The sequence below is a fragment of the Glutamicibacter uratoxydans genome, from assembly GCF_050753455.1.
In the GTDB taxonomy this organism is placed as follows: domain Bacteria; phylum Actinomycetota; class Actinomycetes; order Actinomycetales; family Micrococcaceae; genus Glutamicibacter; species Glutamicibacter uratoxydans_A.
The window spans coordinates 437,819-455,219 of record NZ_CP192736.1; the positions used below are offsets into that span (position 1 = coordinate 437,819).

The following is a 17,401-nucleotide window of genomic DNA, read 5'->3' on the forward strand; positions in this document are numbered from 1 at the left end:
TTTTTAGTCAGGGCTGTATAGCCTTCCCAAGAAGAATGAGGTTCCAGATCTCTATGCGTGTCTTTGAAATTGTGGCCGAAACCCTGATCGGTCTTGGCATCCGGCAAGTCTTTGGAGTCGTAGGTAGTGGTAACTATGACGTAACTAAGGCCTTGGTCGAACATGGGGCCAATTATGTCGCCGCCCGGCATGAGGGCGGCGCTGCGTCAATGGCAGATGCCTATTCGCGGATCGGGGACTCCGTTCCCGTGATCTCTCTGCATCAAGGATGTGGGCTAACAAATGCCATAACTGGAATTACCGAGGCAGCGAAATCAGGCTCCCCTATGCTTATTCTTGCTGCTGAGGTTGCAGAATCTTCCATACATTCCAATTTTCGGATTGCCCAAGATCGGCTCGTAGAGTCCGTCGGGGCAGCAAGCATCCGTATTACGAAGGAAACTGCTGCGAGGGATGTGGCTCTCGCATACCGTATAGCAATCACTCGGCGTATTCCGGTCCTAGTGAATCTTCCACTGGATATTCAGGCGGCGGAATCAAACGAGCAATACGCCACCCCCATGCGTAACTTCTCCGCCCTTCCTGATGCCGTGCGTCCTGACAGTGCGGACATAGAACGTCTTGTCGAACTGTTTCAACATGCGGAACGCCCGGTAATCATCGCTGGCCGAGGTGGACGCGGTGCCGGAATCGAACTTCGTGAGCTGGCTAGAGAAGCCGGGGCGTTATTGGCGACCTCTGCCGTGGCACGCGGATTGTTTAACGGCGACCCCTACTATCTTGATATTTCCGGTGGATTCAGCACTCCCTTGGCCGCCCGGTGTATACAGGAATCAGATCTCATTGTATCGTTTGGGTCGGCTTTGAACATGTGGACTATGCGCCACGGGGAGCTAATCGGCCCCACTGCGACGGTAGTGCAGATCGATACTGATGCCCTTGCCCCGGGGAAGCATCGCTCCGTAGACATGGGGGTCGTGGGAGACTCTGCCTTGACCGCGCGCGCCATTACAACCGAGTTACGCATGCAGGGTAAACCAAGAATCGGGTATCGCACGGCGGAAATAGCCGAGGCCATAAAGAAGGAGGGACGATGGCAGGACGTCCCTTATCAGGACCAAGGAACCAGCGACAGGATCGATCCGCGGACTTTAACAATTGCGCTTGACGAAATTCTCGACAAGGATCGAGTCGTGGCGGTGGACTCAGGAAATTTCTTGGGCTATCCTTCTGCATTCCTCGACATCCCAGATGAGAATGCACTGGTCTTCAGTCAAGCGTTTCAATGCGTGGGCCTCGGCCTTGCCAGTGCCATCGGCGCCGCTTATGCTCAGCCAGATCGCCTTCCTGTATTAGGCACTGGAGACGGAGGCGCATTGATGGCCTCAGCAGAAATGGAAAGCGTTGTCCGTTTGGGCATTCCCTTAGTTGTTATTGTCTACAACGACGCTGCCTATGGGGCAGAAGTCCATCACTTTGGCAAGAACGAAAGCGATATGGGATTTGTATCCTTCCATGATACGGATTTCGCTGCCGTTGCCCAAGGATATGGCTTTACGTCGGGCACAGTACGCACCCTTGAAGACCTCCAATTCGTGCGGGAATGGCTTTCAGGGCCGCGAACCACGCCCTTGCTTATTGACGCAAAGATCTCCTCTTTCCCTTCCTGGTGGCTTGAAGAGGCATTCAAAGGTCATTGACATGTATCGTCCCAGCATAAAAACCTGTAGCGCCCCAAAGATCTTGCTATCGAAAGTGACATGCTCATGAACACGTCCAATCCAATCGGTGAGGCCACTGTCCTCACCGAATTGACCGCGCTCTTGGCCGAAGGCAGAGTCAAAGTGATCGATTTGACAACACCGCTGACTCCGCAAACTCCGGCTTTACGCTTGCCTGCGCCTTTCTCTAATCTCATCGACTTCACACTTGAAGAAGTCGCCTCATACGACGCTCGCGGACCATTATGGTCGCACAATAATATCCATATTGGTGAACACTTTGGTACTCACGTGGATGCACCAGTCCACTGGATCAGTGGCCAAGAAGGCCACGATATTTCCCAATTGCCGGTGGAAAGACTTGTTGGTCCCGCTGTAGTGATAGACATGAGCGCTGAAGTTTCGGCTAACCCCGATTTTATGCTGGAAATTGAGCACATCAAGAAATGGGAGAGGATCCATGGAACCCTGCCACGCGGAGCTTGGCTCATCTACCGGACTGGTTGGGACCGATTCGCCCATGACGAGTCGCTTTTCCTGAACTCGGATGACACCGGGTCGCACACCCCAGGCGTCTCCGCAGCTTGCGCTAAGTGGCTGGCCGAAGAATCGAATATTTCGGGCTTCGGAGTCGAAACAGTGGGCATAGATGCAGGCAAAGGATTCGATTTGGATCCTCCTTTTCCCGTACATCACTATCTTCTGGGGAACGATAAATACGGCGTAACTTCGCTGAAAAACGTCTCGGCCTTACCCACAACCGGCGCGGTCATTATTGTTAGTCCGCTGCCGCTGGTCGGGGGTACCGCCAGCCCAGCTAGAGTGCTGGCGTTGGTAGATACCAGATAGATGGCCTCATTGGTTAAGGAATAGAGAAGAACTACCCTAGGCGCAATCGAGGGCACGGGGTAGTTCTTCAAGTCTATTAACTGGTGAAGCGAGATGTTTCTGTCCGGCGAATACCCAAGCGAAACAGCTCAGTTTCCTCACCCGGTAATTTCAAACCGTACGTACATTCACCCATGCGCCACGCGTTTACGACTCCAGCTCATCGTTCAACGACGGGTAAACCATCCATCTAGCACCCGCACGCTGTTGATGAGCTTCCATGGCTTGACTGCTATATCCCATGGTTTCAGCGACAATCGCAGGAGAGACACGCAGCACGAGCTCTTGCAGTGCTGCGTTCTTCACTCCCCGAAGGTCTATCCCCGCTTCGCGCAGTCGGACCATCAGCTAATTCGCATTCAAGTGTTCTCCCGATACGTATCCCAGATAGCACCAAGACGAATTCTGATTCGCTACGTTATTTTGATTCATCCTGCGAGCCAAGAATTCTTTAATGACTTCGTCAAATGAGGGAGGAACCTCGATGGGGGTTGTATTAAAATAACCTGAAGGCGGCCATCGTCTGAGTGCTCGAACTGGTTCACCTTCAACGCGGCAATCCTTACCAATGGCTGTCCAAAAACAAGTAACAACAACGACGCAGCTCGATCACCTATGCTCAGCTTGAAGCTTCCTAATGCATGACGAATCAGATCATTTCGTTCTTCAGAACTGATTCGCGGACTTGTTTGGGCAACACGGTAGGGGAATTCAACTTTAGGGATGTCTTAGTTTGCATTGCCCAACGGACGAAAGTTCGAGCGATGCTACGAGTCGTGAGCTCATCAGCCAACTAATCATAGATGTCTTGCTGAGTGCATTTGACTACCGATTTTTGCCCGTTCCTGTAGGAATGCAAGGAATTCGATCGCTACCGCGTGGACTGCCGAGCGCGCAGTAGCGTGCCTTTTTCCAATTTCCAGCTGCGTTCTATTATCGGGGGACCGCGAGTTCGCAAGTTCTGATAATATAACAGCCTCTGATGGGAAAATCCTTTATCCGTTTCCTCCGTATCCAGCTTTCTTCGAGGGTTCCCTGAAGAGATCAACATAGCTGTAGGCCAGTAACCCGATTCTTGAAGAAGCCAAAAGACTAGGGGATCCCTGCGCTTGGCCGACTTGGGTGCGAACTTACCTAGCCAACTTGTCTTTCTGACTCTGCTGACCGAGATTCGCTGACCAGCGTGCCAGTAACGTGCGCAGTTCCGTCGGCTGCACGTCGGTCAGTTCCGCCTCGCATAGCGCCAGCCCGAATGCCACCCATCTGAGGTCAGACTCTTCGCTTCGCACCAGACAGCTGTGCTCATCAACTGGCTGGATTTCGAACCACTTGCCGATTCGTGAGGTCACCACCTCAGCGCAGGCATGTACCCGAACGCTGACTTGTAATTGCCCCGCGCCACGCAGCCCGGCGCGGACGAACTGCGCTGCCTCCCCGCCGGGGATCTGTCGCGGAGCAAAACGCAGTGCCCGGGGTTGGGCGTTTTCGGCACGGTCCACCCGGAAGCTGCGCCAGTCAGCTCGGTCTAAGTCATAGGCCACCAAGTAATAGCGGTTTCCCACGTTGACCAGTTTGGCTGGCTCCACCCGCCGCGAACTCGCATTGCCCCGCGCGTCACGGTAGTCAAAGGCTACGCGCTCTCGGTCACGGCATCCTTGCGCGAAGACCACCAGCACCTGCGGGTCCACAGGTTCCGGGACAGAATAATGGGAGTCTAGGGGGACGGTGCTTGTAGTTAATGCTCGCGCACGTTCCCGGAGCCGCGCAGGAAGCACCGGAATCACCTTGGACAGGGTTCGCAGTCCGGCACCGGCCAACACATCCTCCCCGCCGTGGATGGTCGACTGCAGGCCGATAACTAGTGCCACGGCTTCCTCGTCATCGAGCACTAGTGGCGGTAGGGCTGCCCCGGCCGCCAGCTGATAGCCGCCGCCGACGCCACGTTCAGCTTGCACCGGGTAGCCCAGTTCGCGTAGCTGATCCACATCACGACGCAAGGTGCGTAAGGATACTGCCAGTCGCTGAGCTAGTTCTTCGCCGGACCAGTAGCGTCGCGTCTGTAACAAAGAGAGCAGACGTAAGGAGCGTTGGCTGGTACTCATACGAATATTCTCCTCCGATTTAGGACAGAAACTGACACTTATGGTTTCTATTCTGGTCTTATCGGCCCATCAAGAACGAGGAGCAAGACCATGAGTACCACTATGAAGACCACCAACACCACGCTGACCGGAGAACGTGCCGACCTGCATCAGGCACTGTCCAATTGCCGCCACTTCCTGCGCTTCACCGCCCAGAACCTCACCAATGAGCAGGCCTCGACCCGCACTACCGTCAGTGAGCTGACGGTAGGCGGACTGATCAAACACGTGACCGCTATGGAGCTGCAATGGCAGCAGTTCATGATCCGGGGCAAGGCCGCTATGGCAAGGGATGGCGTGGATTTTTACAATATGCCACCCGAAGCCCTTGAAGCCTTTGGCGCCGAGTTCAGCATGCAGCCGACCGAGCAGCTAGCGGGTCTGCTGGAGAAATACGCGCATGTCGCCGAGGAAACTGATAGGTTGCTAGCCGAAATCGATTTGGAAACGGTGCACGAACTGCCGCGCGCCCCGTGGTTTGTGGACACCCATTGGTCGGTGCGCCGCACGCTGCTGCATATTATCGCTGAGACCACCCAGCACGCCGGACATGCGGATATCATCCGTGTATCTTTGGATGGACAGAAGACCATGGGTTAGCTCAAAAGAGCAGACTTCGAACTGTACCGGCCTTGAAGCTCGGCATGGTTCTGGACTCCCTGCGTCTGCTACGAGACCAGGGAGTTCCTTCTTTTACTCTCGGACATCTAAGCATCGCCGATGGCCGGACACCAGAAGATCCGACTCCGGATTGGGTCGTCCCGCTAACCGCCGATATACGACATCTCGATGCGCTTGCGGTTTCCCGGGGTGAGCGCGGCACGCAGCTCCGAGTAGTTGTCATCGCGCTGGCGCCAGCGTCCGGTGAGCGCCTCGGCCAGTTCCCGGTCGTCGGCCCCGCCGCGCAGCAGCGCCCGCAGATCGTACCCGGACCCGGCGAACAGGCAAGTGTACAGTTGACCTTCGGCGGAGACCCGGGCGCGCGAGCAGTTCCCGCAGAATGCGTTGGTTACGCTGGAGATCACGCCGATCAGACCGGCACCGTCCTTGTAGCGCCAGTGGTTCGCGGTTTCTCCCGGTTCGGTCTTGGCCGCAGGTTCCAGCGCCCAGCGTTCGTTGATTCGCGAAACTACCTCGCTGGAGGGTACTACCTCGTCCAGCTTCCAACCATTGGTGGTACCTACGTCCATGAACTCGATGAAACGCAGGATCTGCCCGGTGCCGCGGAAGTGCTCGGCCAGGGTGAGGATCTCGTCATCATTGACCCCGCGTTTGAGCACGGTATTGATTTTCACCGGTCCGAGTCCAGCCTCCTCGGCGGCCTCGATGGCCTGCAACACGCGGGAGACGGGGAAGTCCACGTCGTTAATCGCCTTGAACCGGGCATCATCCAGCGAATCCAGCGAGATGGTGACGCGGCGCAGCCCGGCGTCCTTCAGCTGGCTAGCCATGACCGGCAGCGCCGAGCCATTGGTGGTCATAGCCAGATCCAGCGGACGCCCGTCTGGGGTTTCCAAGCTGGAAAGGATGCCCACGAGATCCACGATGCCGCGGCGCAATAACGGTTCGCCGCCGGTCAGACGTAACTTGGTGACGCCCAAGGACACCGCGACCCGGGCCAAACGTTCGATCTCTTCGAAACTGAGCAGCTCGGAACGTTCGCGGAACTGGAAGCCACGCCCGAAGATCTCTTTGGGCATGCAGTACACGCAGCGGAAATTACAGCGGTCGGTGACCGAGATCCGCAGATCGTGCAACGGCCTAGCTCTGGCATCGAGCAGGGGCGCGCCTGGTTGAGCGTTCATTCTCCCAGCGTAGCGGGTTGTCGGTTCGCTGCGAAGTGGCGTGAACGCTTCGGCTCACCGGTCATCGCACGGCTGTCGGTGGGCACTTGTGCGGTTGTAGCATGGCAAGCAGAGACATGCCCGCCAGCAGCCAAGGAACCCGATGCGCTTTTTACCCGCCGCCGCACTACGAACCTTTGCTCTGCTTGGCATCGGCACGTTATTTTTCGCCGGATGTGCCGCCAGCGATAGCCCCACCGAAAACACCGACACAGCCTCAAGTAGTACGCTGACGATCTCCGCGGCCGCTTCGTTACAGCGCTCCTTTGACGAGATCGCCCGGCAGTTCACCGCAGCGCACCCGCAGACGCACATCGCTACCATCGCCTACGACGGTTCCTCCACGCTGGCCACCCAGATCGTTGAAGGGGCCCCGGTGGATGTCTTCGCCTCGGCCGATGAAAAAAATATGGCGGTGGTGACCGAGGCCGGGCTGGGCAGGCCACCGGCCATTTTTGCGACTAATACCCTAGTGATTGCTGTGCCCGCGGGAAACCCGGGCAAGGTGCAATCTCTGAATGACCTGACCGGGGTCACCACGGTGCTATGCGCACCGCAGGTGCCCTGTGGCTCGGCCTCCGCCAAACTGCTGGAAAACCAAGGAGTACAGGTGCAGGCCGCGAGCCTTGAACAGAACGTCACTGCGGTGTTAGCTAAGGTCAGCGCAGGGGAAGCCGACGCTGGCCTGGTCTACGCCACCGACGTGTTGGGCCAGGAAACAGTGGAATCCGTGGTGCCCACGGGCGCCGAGGACGTGGTCAATTTCTACCCGATCACCGCGCTGAGCGAGCAGCCTGGAGCACAGGACTTCGTTGACTTCGTGCTGGGCGAAACCGGGCAACGAATCCTGAAGGAACACGGCTTCGGCACACCGGCGGGGGACGTCAATGGCTAGCGACACTGGGGTGCGGGTCACGGGTCTGGCTGTGGCTCCGGCGCTGCTGGGCATCGCGTTATTGGTGATGCCGCTTATCGCTCTGGTCACGCGGGCCAGCTGGGGAACCTTGTGGCGGGATGTCACTAGCCCCGAGGCGTTGGATGCGCTATGGCTGAGTCTGCGCACCGGGGTGGCGGCCACTGCGTTGTGCGTGCTGTTGGGCGTGCCATTGGCGGTGCTGATGGCGCGCAGTGGACCCAAACTGGCCCAGCTGTTGCGTGCTCTGGTGGCAGTGCCACTGGTGCTGCCACCGATGGTCGGCGGCGTTGCGTTGCTGTTCCTCTTCGGGCGCACCAGCCCCATCGGACAGTTCATCGACGCGGCCTGGGGCTTGACCCTGCCGTTTTCCACCTTCGCGGTGGTGCTCGCCCAAGCCTTCGTTGCGCTGCCCTTTCTGGTGCTTTCGGTGGAAGGTTCGCTGCGTTCGCTGGGCACCGGATATGAGCAAGCCGCTGCAACTCTGGGCGCCGGACGCTGGATGGTACTCACCCGTATTACCCTTCCGCTGGCCGCCCCCGGCCTAGTGGCTGGCGTGATCCTGTGCTTCGCCCGCGCCATCGGAGAATTTGGGGCGACAGCGCTGTTCGCTGGCAACGCCCCGGGCATCACTCAGACCATGCCACTGGCGATCTATACCGCTTTCAATGGGGCTGGCACCGGACGTGACGCCGCCGTGGCGCTGTCCCTGTTGCTGCTGGGCACCGCGGTACTGGTACTCGTCTGCGTGCGTGCCTGGCGGCCGGGGGCACTGAAATGACGTTGCAAGCTCGATTGGAAATCCCGCGGAGCGGATTCACCGTGAGCGTCGAATTCACCCTGGCACCGGGAAAGGTGCTGGCACTCATGGGCCCAAGTGGTGCCGGGAAGTCCAGCATCGTGCATGCGCTGGCTGGTATCCAGCAGCTCGGTGCTGGGAGTATCGAACTGGAGGGCCGGGTGCTGGCCGATGAGCACACCCATGTGCCGCCGCACCGACGGCACATCGGCCTGCTGGGGCAAGAACCGCACCTATTCCCGCATCTGGACGCCGCGCAGAACATCGCTTTCGGAGCACGGGCGGGTGGCATGGAGAAGCGTGCGGCGGCGCGGGAAGCGGCCCGCTGGCTTGAGCGACTGGGCTTGGCGGAGTTTGCCGCGCAGCGTCCGGGGTCACTGTCCGGTGGGCAACGACAGCGTATCGCCCTGGCCCGGGCACTAGCGGCGGCACCTCGCATGCTCCTAATCGACGAGCCCTTCGCTTCACTGGATGTGGAAGCCGCGGGGGACATGCGACTACTGGTGCGTGAAGAATTGGATCGCACCGGCATTAGCGCGGTGATCGTCTCCCACGCGGCGGTGGACACGGTGGCGCTCGCCGACGAACTGCTGGTGTTAGAGCAAGGCGCTGCCACCCACTATGGGCCGGTTGCCGAGGTGTTTGCGGCACCTGCCACACGCTTTATGCGCGCCGTGGTGGCCGCGCTGCCCGCCTCCGCCCGGGTCACGGAGGCAACCGATGGTGTCTGACACTCGTCCCTGCACCGGACTAGGTCGGCTTGCAGGTCATGTGCCGGCGGGGCTGAACTGGCTGGTATTAGGGTTGTGATCAGCGGCTTCGTCGAGCACGTTTGGGTTCCGGTGGCGTGGTGATTGGATCCCAACCGCGGCGTACCGGACGTGTTCCGGTGCCGCGCATCTGGTCACGGGAGCGGTACACAATATAGGGGCGGAACAGGTACCCCAGCGGGGCGGAGAAGACGTGTACCAGCCGGGTGAAGGGCCATAGCGCAAACAACAAGGACGCGGTGATCACGTGGAGCTGGAAGCTGAGCGGAACGCCGAGCATGAGTGCCGGCTCGGGCTGGAAGATCAGCATTTGGCGCACCCACGGGGAAATGCTCTCCCGGTAGGAGTAGCCGGGTCCAAAGACCTGATGTACGAGGGTCGCCACGGTGCCAAAGAATAAGGTGGCGCCCAAAAACACGTACATGATTTTGTCCATGACGGTGGTAGCTAAGAAGACCGGACCGGTGGTTCTGCGCCGATAAATCAAAATGGCCAGACCGGCCAGAGTTAGTATGGCTGCCGCGGTTCCCATCCACGTCGCCCCGAGGTGGTAGATATGCTCGTTAATCCCGATGGCGTAGAGCCATTCGCGTGGGATCAGCAAGCCCACGACGTGTCCGGCGATCACCATCAGAATGCCCAGATGGAACATTGGGGAACCCCAGCGGAGGAGACGACTTTCATAAGTCTGGCTAGATCGGGTGGTCCACCCGAACTTATCGAAACGATAGCGCCAAATATGCCCGACGATGAACACTACGGCGGCGGCATAGGGCAACACCACCCACAACAAAATGGCAGAGGTACTCACAATCCCTCCCGGGGGCTGAAGGGCGGAAGATTGCCCAAGAATGATAGACCCACAGTTTCAGTGGGTGGTCCCTCACTGACCAGATTGAGTACCCGTTCTCGGGTAGCTGCATCGACCGGTGGCAAGCTTAGGGTGATCACGCGCAGCAACCCAGCCCAAGGGCTGTCGGTGGCTTCCAGCGCCTGACGTAGAACTTCGATCCCCTCGATATGCGAGGCCAGTAAGGCTTCGGCGACCGGGTCGTCGCAGCGGGCCGAAAATTCGAGCACCGCCGGCAAATAGTCCGGTAACTCCTCGGCTTCAAACTCCCATCCGGTGGCCCGGTAGGCTTCTAAAAACGTCACCAGCGCCGTGCCGCGTTTGCGGGTATCCCCAGTGGCGAAGTAGCTCAGATAGAGGCTGCATTTTCTTTTTAAATCGAAGGTCTGCACATAGCGGCGCTGCCACTCGGTGGGGCCGGCAGCTGTGGCCGCGGCTAGAAACTCGGTGAAGGGCTCGCGGATTTGTGGCGGGATGTCGGCCACGTGCCCGGTTAGGGATGCTAGCCGGGCGAACCATTCTTGATCCGGGTAGTCCAGTAGCAAGGAAGCCAGCATGTGAACGCGGGAGCGCTGATCACGGCTCAGCTTCACTGGTTGCAGGGTGCCGGGCAATGGTCTGCGCGGGGTAACCCGGTTGAAAAGCTTAGGGATCATGACTCACCACCGGATTTAGCTGAACCATCGGGTGGGAAGAGCCCGTCGGGACGCCCATTGCCATCCCAATTCAGCAGATTAACGCGGCCGGGCGATGACGGGCGGTCGGCGGTCTGGCGGTTCTTCAACGCCTGATAGTTCTCCACGGCTACCGGCACCGACTCGCCCGAGGACGAACCGAACGGTCCGGCTCCACCCATTCCCGGGCCGCCCTCGAAGTCTAGGGAACATCCCATCTCCTCTAGATCATGGGCCTGCTCGGCGTGCGCCGAAGGGATCACATAGCGTTCCTCGTACTTGGCGATGGCCAATAGCCGGTACATTTCCTCCATCTGTGGACCGGTCATACCGACGGCTTGGGCGATCGACTCCTCGCGGTGCTCATGAAGCGAGATCCCGCGCATATAGGAGCGCATTGCCGCTAGTTTTCTTAGGGCGAGGTCTACCGGCTCGGGATCCCCGGCAGTGAAAAGTTCGGCTAGGTAGCCGATGGGGATGCGCAACTTATCGATTGCTGCGAAGAGGTTATTGGCATCCTCCCCATCATTACCGGTATTGGTGACCACATCCACCACCGGGGAAAGTGGCGGGATATACCAAACCATTGGCATTGTGCGGTACTCGGGATGTAACGGTAACGCCACCTGATACTCGCGAATCAGTCGCCAGATTGGGCTGGCTTTGGCAGCGTCGATCCAGTCTTCCGGGATCCCGCCGGCGCGCGCTGCTTCGATCACGGCTGGATCGTTGGGATCCAATAACACTTGACGTTGCGCTTCGAGTAGCTCATGTTCGTCCGCAACGCTGGCCGCTGCGGCGACCGCGTCGGCGTCGTAGAGCACCAGACCCAGGTAGCGTAGCCGTCCCACACAGGTTTCGGCGCAGACCGTGGGTAGCCCGACCTCCACCCGGGGATAACAGAAAGTACATTTCTCGGCCTTGCCGGTGCGGTGATTGAAGTACACCTTCTTGTACGGGCAACCTGAAACGCACATCCGCCAGCCGCGACAGGCATCCTGATCCACCAGCACTATCCCATCTTCGGCCCGCTTGTACATAGCGCCGGAGGGGCAGGAAGCGACACAGGAGGGGTTCAGACAGTGTTCGCAGATGCGCGGGAGGTAAAACATGAAGGCCTTCTCGTACTCGGCCTTCACTTCCTCGCTCATTTTGGCCAGCAACGGATCCTGATCCATGGTTTCTAATGAACCACCGAGATTATCATCCCAGTTGGCTGACCACGCGATTTTCATATCCTTACCGGTCAGCAGCGACTTGGGCCGGGCCACCGGGGTATGCTCCCCGCTGGGGGAGTTCAGCAACATGTCGTAGTCGTAAGTCCACGGCTCGTAGTAGTCGTGAATCTCCGGCAGTTTCGGGTTAGAAAAAATTCTGGAGAGCTTATGTAGCCGTCCACCGCCTTTGAGCTTGAGCCGGCCACGCTTATTCAGCTGCCACCCACCTAGCCACTTCTGCTGATCCTCGTAACCGCGGGGATATCCCACCCCGGGACGAGTTTCAACATTGTTGAACCAGACATATTCCACACCGGTACGGTTGGTCCAGGCCTGCTTGCAGGTGACCGAGCAGGTGTGGCAGCCGATGCATTTGTCCAGATTCATTACCATGGACATTTGTGCCATGACCTTCATCGGTATTGCACCTCCTGGTTGCGACGGCGGATCGTGGTGACCTCATCGCGCTGGTTGCCGGTGGGGCCGAGATAGTTGAATGCCCAAGCTAGCTGGCCATATCCGCCGATCAGATGGCTGGGCTTCATCAAAATACGGGTGAGTGAGTTGTGGATACCGCCACGTTTACCGCTGGTTTCGGCGATCGGCACGTCCACGGTGCGATCCTTGGCGTGGTACATGTACACCGTGCCCTCGGGCATCCGGTGCGAGACGATGGCACGGGCCACCACCACGCCGTTGCGGTTATAGGACTCGATCCATTCGTTGTCCCGCACCCCGATCTTTGCCGCATCTTGCGGCGACATCCAGATGGTCGGCCCGCCACGCGAGAGGGAGAGCATGAACAGGTTGTCCTGGTATTCGGAGTGAATCGACCACTTCGAGTGCGGGGTGAGATACCGGACCACCACTTCGGCGTTCCCCGATTCGTGGGTGCTGGTGGCGCCTAACCGCCCGTCCCCGAAGAGCCGATGCATATCAAGCGGTGGACGGTAGACCGGCAGAGCTTCGCCGAGTTCTTCCATCCAGTCGTGATCTAGATAGAAATGCATCCGCCCAGTGAGTGTATGCCAAGGTTTGAGGTGTTCCACGTTGATCGCGAAGGCGGTGTAGCGTCGTCCACCGTGTTCGGAACCGGACCATTCCGGAGAGGTCACCACGCTACGTGGTTGGACTTGCACATCCTTGAAAGAGATTCGCGAGCCCTCGTGTTCCTCGGAAAGGTAAGCCATCTTTTGCCCGGTATGTTCCTCCAGCTGCCGGAAACCGGCGGTGGCCAGCCGGCCGTTGGAGGTTCCGGAGAAGGCCAGAATCATTTCACACACTTTTTGATCGGTATCCAGTTTCACCGACCCGGCATTCGGGCCAGTGGCCACGGTGCCGTTGAGTCGGCCCAGCGCCTGAATTTCCGGTGCTACCTTGTAACTGATGCCCTTGGTGACCATGCCCAGTTTCTTGGTCAGTGGCCCCAAAGTACTCCAGCGTTCAAACAAGTTCGGGTAATCGCGCTCCACCACGCTCAGTTTGGGCATGGTGACACCCGGGATCAGCGGTTGGTTGTGAAGCACCCGCCCCTTCGGGGTGGCCATCACCTCCGCGGTGTCGTGCTGTAACGGGGTGGCCACCAGATCTTTGCGGACGCCCAGATGGGTTTGGGAGAGTTCCCCGACCCGCTTAGCCATCTGCCCGAACAGATCAAAGTCTGTTTTGGTCTGCCAAGGTGGGGCGATCGCCGGGTTGAAGGAGTGAATAAATGGGTGCATGTCCGTCGAGGACAGGTCGTACTTTTCATACCAGGTCGCCGCCGGGAAGACGATGTCCGAGAAGAGCGTGGTACTGGTCATGCGGAAATCGGCGGTTGCTAGCAAGTCCAGTTTTCCTTCGGGAGCCTGGTCATGCCACGCCATATCCACCGGGCGGCTACCTTCTGGTGTTTGTGGGGCGCGCACTGAGGCGTCGGTTCCCAGCAGGTGCTTGAGGAAGTACTCGTTTCCCTTACCCGACGAGCCAAGAATATTCGCCCGCCAGATCAACACCACGCGGGGGAAGTTCTCCGGGGAGTCAGGGTCTTCGCAGGCGAAGGACAACGAGCCATCGGTCAACGAATCCACCACATGCTGTGCCGGTTCCTTCCCCGCTGCTTCGGCCTCATCCACCAAGTCCAGTGGGTTGCGGTTAAACGTCGGGTAATCGGGCATCCACCCGCGTTTGATCGAATCCACGAGACAGTCCGCAGTGGTGCGTCCATCAAACTTTCCGCGCGCCAACGGGGAAGCCAATGAGTTAGCAGGTAGTCCGTCATAGCGCCATTGGTCCGTGGCAAGGTACCAGAAGGCGGTACCAATGGTGTGGCGTGGGGGTCTGCCCCAATCGCCGGCCGAGGCGTACTGCTGGTAGCCGGTGATCGGACGAACCTTTTCCTGACCTACATAGTGCGCCCAGCCGCCGCCGTTGACTCCCTGACAACCGGTCATCATGGTCAGCGCCAAGAAAGTGCGGTAGATGGTGTCTGAGTGGAACCAGTGGTTGGTTCCCGCACCCATCAAGATCATCGAACGGCCACCGGACTTCTCGGCGGTATCGGCAAATTCCCGGGCAATACGAATGGCCTGCTCGGGTGGGACAGAAGTGTGTTCTTGCTGCCAACCCGGGGTGCCCGGACTGGAAGTATCCATGTAGTCGGAGGGCCAACTACCGGGCAGGTTTTCGCGCGCTACCCCGTATTGGGCGAGCATCAAATCAAAGACGGTGGTCACTAACTTTTCACCCACCCGCAATACCGGTACACCACGATTGATCACACCCGAACCTCCGGCATGTTCCTGCCCGGATTCTGGAGTCAGATCGAACCGCGGCAAACTGATTTCGGCAGCCGCACCATCCCAAGATTCCAGATCCGCAACCGAAAGCACCGGGGTGATATCGCCCAAATCCAGATTCCACGAACCTTTGTCTTCGGCGGAGAACCGGTGGCCTAAGGTGCCACGTGGAACTCGGGGTGCGCCGCTGGCATCGAGCAGGGCCGGCTTGAACGCGGCATTAGTCTCTTGTGCTGCACTACCGCCTAAGTCTGCTGCGGTGAGGAATTTTCCCGGTACCGGCTGGCCGGTAACCTCATCGATCTCCACCAAGAAGGGGGAATCGGTGAAACGGCGCATATAGTCCTCGAAGGCAGCGGTGCGCTTCTGCACGTAATGTTCGGTGAGGATCACGTGTCCCATGGCCAGACCTAAGGCGGCATCTGTGCCCGGATGCAGGGCCACCCATTCATCAGCGAATTTGGTGTTATCCGTATAGTCCGGGGAGACGGTGACGACTTTTTGTCCACGGTAGCGGGCCTCAGCCATGAAGTGCGCGTCCGGAGTTCGGGTCACCGGAACGTTCGAACCCCACATGATCAGGTACTGAGCGTTCCACCAGTCCGCGGATTCTGGGACATCGGTCTGATCCCCGAAGACCTGTGGACTAGCTACCGGCAGGTCGGCGTACCAGTCATAGAAGGAGAGCATGGTCCCACCAATGAGGTTCATATAGCGCGATCCGGCCCCGTGCGACACCATGGACATGGCTGGGATCGGGGAGAACCCGGCAATCCGGTCCGGTCCATACTTTTTGATCGAGTAAACCTGCGCCGCCGAAGAAATCTCCAGCGCTTCATCCCAGGTGGTGCGGATCAGCCCGCCTTTACCGCGGGCCTGCTTATAGCGTTTGGCCTTGACAGGATCCTCCACAATGGAGGCCCACGCCTGAACCGGATCGGCGAATTGTTGTTTGGCTTGACGATAGAGCTCAGCCAACACATCACGGATGTACGGGTAGCGGACCCGGGTGGGGGAGTAGGTGTACCAGCTAAAGGCGGCACCACGCGGACAACCTCGCGGCTCATATTCCGGGGAGTCTGGACCCACCGAGGGGTAGTCTGTTTGCTGGGTTTCCCAGGTGATGATGCCGTCCTTGACGTATACCTTCCAAGAACATGATCCGGTGCAGTTCACCCCGTGTGTGGAACGAACCACCTTGTCGTGGGCCCATCGGTCGCGGTAGAAAACATCACCTTCTCGGCCGCCCTGAAGAAACATGGCGCGTAAGTCCGCGCTGGTCTCACCGCGACGCAGGAATCGTCCCATCGTCAGCAGCGAGTCGGCGAGCGGTCCATCGGTGGCCGAGGTGTGGTTTGGCCTATCAGTCATTTGCGGGTACTCCCAACTGTGACGCTTATCACGATCTTTGCGCCTTGCCGAGAAAGTATCAACCCCTTTGGAAGAACACTGGGGGAATCAGCTTGCGCTGCAGGCAAAGCAGCGGATACCTCTAGCGCGGGGTTCAGGCTCTGGGCTAGTCTGCATGTCAAACAGCTTTGTGATGTGTGTGAACCGACCCCGGTTGGAGGAATCCCATGAGCACAAACTCCGCATCATCATCCGCGCCCGCTTCCCCGGATTTACGCGGACAGTTTCCCCAAGTCTTGCTGGCTACGCTGGCTAGCGCCGTAGGTTTCTGGGCTTGGATGCTCATTTCCCCCATTCAGGTGTTTTACGCCGAAGGGATGCAACTCAGCGAGGGGCAAGTGTCCTTAATGCTGGCCACCCCGGTATTGGTCGGAGCATTGGGGCGGATTCTGACCGGCGCACTGACCGACCGCTATGGGGCCCGAAAAATGTTTACGCTCGTGCTTCTGGGTTCCATCCCTGCGGTGTTGCTGGTGGCCTGGGCCGGGACTATCGGCAACTTTGTGTTGCTCATTGTGGCCGCTACATACCTCGGCTTAGCCGGCACCATCTTTGCGGTGGGGGTGCCCTTCGCCAGTGCCTGGTATGCCCCGGAAAAGCGCGGATTCGCCAATGGTGTGTTCGGTATGGGAATGATCGGAACCGCAATCTCGGCCTTCCAAACCCCGCGCCTGCTCAACTCGCTGGGTTACGTACAGACCCACTTCTTTATGGCGGGACTAATGCTAGTCACCGCCGCCTTAGTGTGGTTTTTCTTGCGAGAATCCCCGGCCTGGAAACCAAATAAGCAGCCGCTGATTCCGAAGGTGCTCGGCACGCTGAAACTGCCAGTAACCTGGCAAATGTCATTTCTCTATGCGATTGTTTTCGGTGGGTTTGTCGCCTTCTCAAACTTCCTGCCCAAGTATTTAGTAACGATCTATCCGGATCAGGTAGATCCGGTGGGTGCCGGTACCCGCACCGCACTCTTTGCGGTGGCCGCGGTGATCGCCCGCCCGATCGGTGGCGTCTTAGCGGACAAATTTGGTCCGAAGATTGTGGCATTGATTTCGCTGGCTGGGATCGTGTCACTGGCTTATATCGTGGGGCAACAACCAGCGGAAGGCATTCTGACCGGGGCAACTTTCTTAGCCATGGCCGCGGCCATGGGGTTGGGCATGGGTGCGGTCTTTGCCTGGATCGGGCCGTCCACCCCACCGGAGAAAGTCGGTGCCGTCAGCGGGGTGGTGGCAGCTGCCGGTGGACTGGGCGGGTATTTCCCGCCACTTGCTATGGGGGCAACCTACCACGCCGAAACGAACTCCTACGCACTAGGTCTCTGGCTGTTGGTTCTTGTGGGAACCTTTGCGCTGGTAGTAGGCGGTATGCTGCGCAATACCAAGTCAAAGGCATAGTTC

Annotated in this window: 14 protein-coding genes; 7 read left to right on the forward strand and 7 right to left on the reverse strand. The window is 58.7% G+C overall.

Annotated features, from left to right (window positions below; translation table 11 throughout):
• Positions 1–53: 53 nt before the first annotated feature.
• Positions 54–1,700 carry a thiamine pyrophosphate-binding protein gene (locus tag ACQQZ8_RS02135; RefSeq protein WP_431711084.1) on the forward strand — a complete coding sequence of 549 codons (1,647 nt, stop codon included), beginning with the start codon at positions 54–56 and terminating at the stop codon, positions 1,698–1,700.
• Between the two features lie 60 nt (positions 1,701–1,760).
• Positions 1,761–2,570 carry a cyclase family protein gene (locus ACQQZ8_RS02140; RefSeq protein WP_431711085.1) on the forward strand — a complete coding sequence of 270 codons (810 nt, stop codon included), beginning with the start codon at positions 1,761–1,763 and terminating at the stop codon, positions 2,568–2,570.
• 186 nt (positions 2,571–2,756) lie between these two features.
• Here the strand turns inward: ACQQZ8_RS02140 and ACQQZ8_RS02145 are convergent, their stop codons facing one another.
• Positions 2,757–2,915: a hypothetical protein gene (locus tag ACQQZ8_RS02145; RefSeq protein ID WP_431711086.1), complete on the reverse strand. Its 159-nt coding sequence runs from the start codon at positions 2,913–2,915 to the stop codon at positions 2,757–2,759.
• Between the two features lie 824 nt (positions 2,916–3,739).
• Positions 3,740–4,711, reverse strand: coding sequence for a helix-turn-helix transcriptional regulator (locus ACQQZ8_RS02150; protein WP_431711087.1), 972 nt, complete (start codon positions 4,709–4,711; stop codon positions 3,740–3,742).
• A 90-nt stretch (positions 4,712–4,801) separates the two neighbouring features.
• On the opposite strand from ACQQZ8_RS02150, the gene ACQQZ8_RS02155 reads away from it, so the two are divergent.
• Positions 4,802–5,350 carry a DinB family protein gene (locus ACQQZ8_RS02155; protein ID WP_431711088.1) on the forward strand — a complete coding sequence of 183 codons (549 nt, stop codon included), beginning with the start codon at positions 4,802–4,804 and terminating at the stop codon, positions 5,348–5,350.
• 164 nt (positions 5,351–5,514) lie between these two features.
• Here the strand turns inward: ACQQZ8_RS02155 and moaA are convergent, their stop codons facing one another.
• Positions 5,515–6,555, reverse strand: coding sequence for a GTP 3',8-cyclase MoaA (moaA, locus tag ACQQZ8_RS02160; RefSeq protein WP_431711089.1), 1,041 nt, complete (start codon positions 6,553–6,555; stop codon positions 5,515–5,517).
• Positions 6,556–6,697: 142 nt separating this feature from the next.
• Here moaA and modA point away from each other — a divergent pair, with 142 nt between their 5' ends.
• The 3 genes from modA to ACQQZ8_RS02175 are packed head-to-tail and all read left to right on the forward strand — an operon-like array spanning position 6,698 to position 9,037.
• Entirely contained in the window at positions 6,698–7,489 is a 792-nt protein-coding gene (modA, locus tag ACQQZ8_RS02165; protein WP_431711090.1) for a molybdate ABC transporter substrate-binding protein, read from the forward strand.
• The gene (locus tag ACQQZ8_RS02170; RefSeq protein ID WP_431711091.1) at positions 7,482–8,288 is read left to right on the forward strand and encodes an ABC transporter permease; all 807 of its coding nucleotides are present in this window, start codon (positions 7,482–7,484) and stop codon (positions 8,286–8,288) included. The genes modA and ACQQZ8_RS02170 overlap by 8 nt, the downstream gene beginning before the upstream one ends.
• A complete protein-coding gene (locus ACQQZ8_RS02175; RefSeq protein WP_431711092.1) occupies positions 8,285–9,037 on the forward strand; it encodes an ATP-binding cassette domain-containing protein in 753 nt (250 codons plus the stop codon). Before ACQQZ8_RS02170 ends, ACQQZ8_RS02175 begins: the two co-directional genes overlap by 4 nt.
• A gap of 79 nt (positions 9,038–9,116) precedes the next feature.
• Here the strand turns inward: ACQQZ8_RS02175 and narI are convergent, their stop codons facing one another.
• From narI to ACQQZ8_RS02195, 4 genes are read right to left on the reverse strand one after another with little or no spacing between them, the layout of a single operon-like run.
• Complete coding sequence (narI, locus tag ACQQZ8_RS02180; RefSeq protein WP_431711093.1) at positions 9,117–9,887, reverse strand: respiratory nitrate reductase subunit gamma; 771 nt, start codon at positions 9,885–9,887, stop codon at positions 9,117–9,119.
• Positions 9,884–10,582, reverse strand: coding sequence for a nitrate reductase molybdenum cofactor assembly chaperone (narJ, locus tag ACQQZ8_RS02185; protein ID WP_431711094.1), 699 nt, complete (start codon positions 10,580–10,582; stop codon positions 9,884–9,886). Before narJ ends, narI begins: the two co-directional genes overlap by 4 nt.
• Entirely contained in the window at positions 10,579–12,234 is a 1,656-nt protein-coding gene (gene narH, locus ACQQZ8_RS02190) for a nitrate reductase subunit beta (RefSeq protein WP_431711095.1), read from the reverse strand. The genes narJ and narH overlap by 4 nt, the downstream gene beginning before the upstream one ends.
• Positions 12,231–15,965 (reverse strand): nitrate reductase subunit alpha, encoded by a 3,735-nt coding sequence (locus tag ACQQZ8_RS02195; RefSeq protein WP_431711096.1) that lies wholly within the window; start codon positions 15,963–15,965, stop codon positions 12,231–12,233. Before ACQQZ8_RS02195 ends, narH begins: the two co-directional genes overlap by 4 nt.
• Before the next feature lie 206 nt (positions 15,966–16,171).
• Here ACQQZ8_RS02195 and ACQQZ8_RS02200 point away from each other — a divergent pair, with 206 nt between their 5' ends.
• A complete protein-coding gene (locus ACQQZ8_RS02200; protein WP_431711097.1) occupies positions 16,172–17,398 on the forward strand; it encodes an MFS transporter in 1,227 nt (408 codons plus the stop codon).
• Positions 17,399–17,401: the final 3 nt, after the last annotated feature.

What these genes read in the sequence shown, in the direction of transcription:
- ACQQZ8_RS02135 (WP_431711084.1), top strand. Translation starts at nt 54, where the DNA reads ATGCGTGTCTTTGAAATTGTGGCCGAAACCCTGATCGGTCTTGGCATC.
- ACQQZ8_RS02140 (WP_431711085.1), top strand. Translation starts at nt 1,761, where the DNA reads ATGCTCATGAACACGTCCAATCCAATCGGTGAGGCCACTGTCCTCACC.
- ACQQZ8_RS02150 (WP_431711087.1), bottom strand. Translation starts at nt 4,711, where the DNA reads ATGAGTACCAGCCAACGCTCCTTACGTCTGCTCTCTTTGTTACAGACG.
- ACQQZ8_RS02155 (WP_431711088.1), top strand. Translation starts at nt 4,802, where the DNA reads ATGAGTACCACTATGAAGACCACCAACACCACGCTGACCGGAGAACGT.
- moaA (WP_431711089.1), bottom strand. Translation starts at nt 6,555, where the DNA reads ATGAACGCTCAACCAGGCGCGCCCCTGCTCGATGCCAGAGCTAGGCCG.
- modA (WP_431711090.1), top strand. Translation starts at nt 6,698, where the DNA reads ATGCGCTTTTTACCCGCCGCCGCACTACGAACCTTTGCTCTGCTTGGC.
- ACQQZ8_RS02170 (WP_431711091.1), top strand. Translation starts at nt 7,482, where the DNA reads ATGGCTAGCGACACTGGGGTGCGGGTCACGGGTCTGGCTGTGGCTCCG.
- ACQQZ8_RS02175 (WP_431711092.1), top strand. Translation starts at nt 8,285, where the DNA reads ATGACGTTGCAAGCTCGATTGGAAATCCCGCGGAGCGGATTCACCGTG.
- narJ (WP_431711094.1), bottom strand. Translation starts at nt 10,582, where the DNA reads ATGATCCCTAAGCTTTTCAACCGGGTTACCCCGCGCAGACCATTGCCC.
- narH (WP_431711095.1), bottom strand. Translation starts at nt 12,234, where the DNA reads ATGAAGGTCATGGCACAAATGTCCATGGTAATGAATCTGGACAAATGC.
- ACQQZ8_RS02195 (WP_431711096.1), bottom strand. Translation starts at nt 15,965, where the DNA reads ATGACTGATAGGCCAAACCACACCTCGGCCACCGATGGACCGCTCGCC.
- ACQQZ8_RS02200 (WP_431711097.1), top strand. Translation starts at nt 16,172, where the DNA reads ATGAGCACAAACTCCGCATCATCATCCGCGCCCGCTTCCCCGGATTTA.